This is a genomic window from Acidovorax sp. KPB24-03 (genome assembly GCF_057546605.1).
Window position 1 is genome coordinate 1 of record NZ_BAAJYR010000331.1, and the last position, 3965, is coordinate 3965.

General features: G+C 67.9%; 4 protein-coding genes and 1 pseudogene. 3 read left to right on the plus strand and 2 right to left on the minus strand.

The window, feature by feature from the left end; genetic code table 11:
• On the plus strand, positions 1 to 593 hold a 593-nt coding region (dctP, locus tag AC27KI_RS20240), incomplete at its 5' end, for a TRAP transporter substrate-binding protein DctP (protein WP_487115495.1).
• A gap of 68 nt (positions 594 to 661) precedes the next feature.
• Positions 662 to 1147: a glutathione peroxidase gene (locus AC27KI_RS20245; protein WP_317357335.1), complete on the plus strand. Its 486-nt coding sequence runs from the start codon at positions 662 to 664 to the stop codon at positions 1145 to 1147.
• Between the two features lie 31 nt (positions 1148 to 1178).
• On the opposite strand, the gene AC27KI_RS20250 is transcribed toward AC27KI_RS20245, so the two are convergent.
• Together AC27KI_RS20250 and AC27KI_RS20255 are read right to left on the minus strand one after the other, a co-directional pair.
• The gene (locus AC27KI_RS20250) at positions 1179 to 1649 is read right to left on the minus strand and encodes a hypothetical protein (protein ID WP_487115497.1); all 471 of its coding nucleotides are present in this window, start codon (positions 1647 to 1649) and stop codon (positions 1179 to 1181) included.
• A gap of 14 nt (positions 1650 to 1663) precedes the next feature.
• Positions 1664 to 2368, minus strand: coding sequence for a hypothetical protein (locus AC27KI_RS20255; protein ID WP_317357333.1), 705 nt, complete (start codon positions 2366 to 2368; stop codon positions 1664 to 1666).
• Between the two features lie 665 nt (positions 2369 to 3033).
• Here AC27KI_RS20255 and AC27KI_RS20260 point away from each other — a divergent pair.
• Positions 3034 to 3965: pseudogene (locus AC27KI_RS20260) on the plus strand (hypothetical protein); the annotation flags it as partial.

Here is a 3965-nt window from a genome sequence, read left to right on the forward strand (position 1 = left end):
ACGCCGTGCCCTGGCCGGCCCAGGGTCTGTTCACCACGCGGTCCATCCGCCACGTGAGCGACCTGCGCGGCGCCAAGATGCGCAGCTACAGCCCCAGCACCGTGCGCATCGCCCAGCTGATGGGCGCCACGCCGGTGGACGTGCCCACCAAGGGCATCAACCAGGCCGTGCTGGACCGGCAGATCGACACGCTCTTCACCTCGCCCGTCACGGGCGTGGAGAACAAGGTGTGGGATCTGCCCATCAAATACTTCTACAACGTGCATGCCTGGTATCCCAAGAACCTCGTGCTGGTCAACAAGGCCCAGTGGCTGGCCCTGCCCGAAGGCACGCGCAAGATCGTCGAGGAGGCCGCCGCCCAGGCCCAGGTGCGGGGGTGGAACGCCAGCAGCGCCGCGTCCACCGCCTCCATCGCCGAGCTGGCGCGCAACGGCATCAAGGTGGAGACGCCCGACTTCGAGCTGCGCCGCGAGCTGCGGCGACTGGGCGAGCAGTTCTCGCTCGAATACATCCGCGACACCGGCGCCGACGGCAACCGCATGATGATTCCGTACTTCTCCGGCGAGAATGCCGCTGCCGCCAAGACCCGGTGAACGCCCTGCCGGCGTGGCGGCGCCCGATCAATCCGATCCATCCACCGTTCTTGCAAGGGATGCCCGCCATGACCAGCGTCTACGACTTCGAGGCCCGGCAGATGAACGGCCAGACCGTGCCCCTGCGGCAGTACGCGGGGCAGCTGCTGCTCATCGTCAACACGGCCAGCGCCTGCGGCTTCACGCCGCAGTTCGCCGGGCTGGAGGCCCTGCACCAGCAATACGGCCCCAAGGGGCTGGCCGTGCTGGGGTTTCCCTGCAACCAGTTCGGCCGCCAGGACCCGGGCAGCAACGACGAGATCGCCAGCTTCTGCCAGCTCAACTACGGTGTGAGCTTTCCGATGATGGCCAAGATCGACGTGAACGGCGCCGACGCCGACCCGCTGTACCGCTGGCTCAAGGCCGAGGCCCCGGGCCTGCTGGGCACCCAGGCGATCAAGTGGAACTTCACCAAGTTCCTCATCGGCCGGGACGGGCAGGTGCTGCGCCGCTACGGCCCGCGCGACACGCCGCAGTCCATGGCGCCGGACATCGCCGCCGCGCTGGCCGGCTGATGGACCGAGCGATCGGCGGGCCGATGCCTTCCTAGCGGCCCTGCGGCTGCGGATCGCCGCGCACCACGAAGTGCCTGGAGAACCCCAGCGCCCGCGTGACGCCCCGGGGCTCCGAGACCAGCGGCATGCGAAAGCCCGGGCTGGGCAAAATCTCCACGCTCCAGTCGGTGTCACCGATGAAGCGGAACCGCACGGTGTGCTCGCCCTCCAGCCCGATCAGCGAAAAACTCCCCGTGGTGTAGGCCCCGCCGATGGTGGCCGCGTCCAGCGGCTGCCACTGGCCATCGAACAGCGTGATGTGCAGCAGGTCTTCCTGCGGCACATCGTCGGTGGTGAACAGCAGGTGAAAGCCCCGGCACTCGAAGGCCGCCTCCAGCACCAACCCGTCCACGCGGGCCTGCAGGGGCAGGCCGCCCTGCACGACCCGGCTTTGCATCGGGGCATCGCCGCCCTCGGCGGGCAAGGGTCCCAGGGAAATGTCAGCGGGGGTGAGGATGCGCATCGCTGGCCCGCCGCTCACCACAGGAAATCCACGCCGAAAGCCGCCAGCGCGCCGCCCACGAACGCCCCGACGGTCACGCACACTGGCGCGCCGGGCCCGCAGGCCAGACCCGCCAGCGCGCCCCCGGCGATGCCGCCGCCGATCCCCGCCCCGGTCACGGCAAGCTCCTTGCCCGCCGCGGCGGCCTTGTCGTTGGCCGTCGCCACGTTGTAGACCGACAGCGCAATGGACAGCACGATCAGCCCCCGGCCCGCGCGCGACAGGCCGCGCATGGTCTGCGTGACCTTGGGGTTGGAACGGCCGGCGGACTGGACGATCTCGCCGTACACCGCGTTCTGCTGCGCCGCGGTGAGCCGGTCGAACTGCACGGTGGGACCATGGATCTGCTGGGCCTTGCGGGCGATGAGTTCGTTGAGCGTCTTGCCCTCGGCCTTCAGGCTCTGCGCCATGGCGCGCCCAACCGGCGTGCTGCGCCCGCGGATGATCTCCATGATGGTGTTGCGCGCCACCTGGGCCTGCTCGGCCGCCTGGGCCCAGGTGATGCGGCCGCTCATCGCCTCGAACTGCAGGTCGTTGGCCATGGCCTGGATCTGCCGGGTGTAGGCCAGCCGGGCCGAGGCATCCAGCGAGAGATGCGCCCCGGCGTTGGCGATCTCCGCCTTCAGGGCCTGGATGGCCGAGTCGAAGGCGGCGCGGTCTTTCGGATCGTCGTTCTGCATGCGTTGTGGTCTCCTCGTCTGGATGGGAAACGGCGCTGTTTTGCGTTGTGGCTGCCGGCCGCGCAGCGGGGGCTGCGCCGCGAGGCCTGGATTTTTTGCGCACCGGTGCATGGCGGCATGCACGCGCCGAAAGTAACCGCCTGAGCGGCACTCGGGCGAAACCATCGGTCAAAGAGGTTTCAATACGTAGAAAAATGTGGAATCTGCGAAAGGGGCGCAACCCCGCACTGCGGCGCCTTTCGTCCCACTCGGGGCGTCCTGTCGAATTGCCACCCCCACCCTTGGGGGATTGGCAAGCCCGTTGAATTTGTATCTATTACGGGTCTTCGCCACCCATTGCATATGCCGGAAGGAACTTTTCGCAGGCCTTGTCCTGCGGCGGTGAAGATCACGCTGAAGGCGGGTGATACGGACTTTTTTTGGAGAAAAAGGCCTGTAGCGCATGATTTCCTAGGGCATATTGCTACAAAAACAGGAGCAAATCCAAAACCGGGTGATGGTGGCAACGGACCGCCTTTCCCGGAAGGTCGCGGATGGCATCCGCCAGCCAGACCCCGCTTTTTTCGCAGAACTGCCGCCCGCCTCGACGGGGCTGGTAGGCATTTCGCGTCGGGCCTGTTGCAGGCCACGGCACCCTGATTCCAATCCAAGGAGGAGCTTCCCGCATGTCCCGTTTCGCAATGACCAAGACACTCGCGCTCTGCGCCGGGGGCCTGATCCTGGCCTCGTCGGCCTGGGCGCAGACCACCACCCCGCCCAGTGCCGAGCCGGAGCCGGGCCTGTGGGCCTTCGACGGCGAGCTAAATGGCCAGCCCGGGCGCAGCCTGCAGATCGATACCGAGCAGGGCCGCGCCCTCATCGTGTCCTACCTGGGCTACCGCGCCGACGGGTCGTCTGTGTTCCTGCAGGCCAGCGGCCTGCGCGGCGGCGACAGCTCGGCCTTCCGGGGCCCCCTGCAGGAGTTCCGCAACGGGCCGCCCGTGATCGGCGGCGGTGCGGGCAATGGCGAAGTGGCGGGCAGCCCGGGCGAGATCCAGCTGGCCTTCGATTCGCCCACCTCCGGCACCGTCACGCTGCCGGGCGACGTGACGCGCCGCATCTCGCGCTTCACGTATGGATCCGCGGTGCAAGGTGGCAGCAGCGGGCAGTACACCCTGCAGACCTATTCCACCCGCCTGTCACAGACGCCCATCGCCTCCTACCGCGTCGAACTGCGCGACGGCAATTTCCTGATGAGCCAGCTGAGCACGTCCGACGGCCGCCTGTGCTCCTACTCGGGCACCTACCAAAAGCGCGGACAGGGCATCGAATCCGACGGCACCGCCAGTTGCGTGGACCCTTCCGGCAACCAGCAGCGCAGTCCGTACCGGATCGAGCAGTTCGCCGTCGACGCTTATGGCCTGGCCACCGGCACGCTGCGCAAGGATGGGATCGAATCCTTCTTCATGGGCGCCTGCCATGCGGGCGCCGTCATTCTCGGCAGCCCGGGCACCTGCGCATGGGGCGCTTCGCCATCCGACATCGTGGTGCAGCCCGGCATCTGGGCCTTCGACGGCGAGTTGAATGGCCGACCGGGCCGCAGCCTGCAGATCGACAC

Excerpts from the sequence above, each read along its gene's own strand:
- AC27KI_RS20245 (WP_317357335.1), top strand. The coding sequence starts at position 662 with ATGACCAGCGTCTACGACTTCGAGGCCCGGCAGATGAACGGCCAGACC.
- AC27KI_RS20250 (WP_487115497.1), bottom strand. The coding sequence starts at position 1,649 with ATGCGCATCCTCACCCCCGCTGACATTTCCCTGGGACCCTTGCCCGCC.
- AC27KI_RS20255 (WP_317357333.1), bottom strand. The coding sequence starts at position 2,368 with ATGCAGAACGACGATCCGAAAGACCGCGCCGCCTTCGACTCGGCCATC.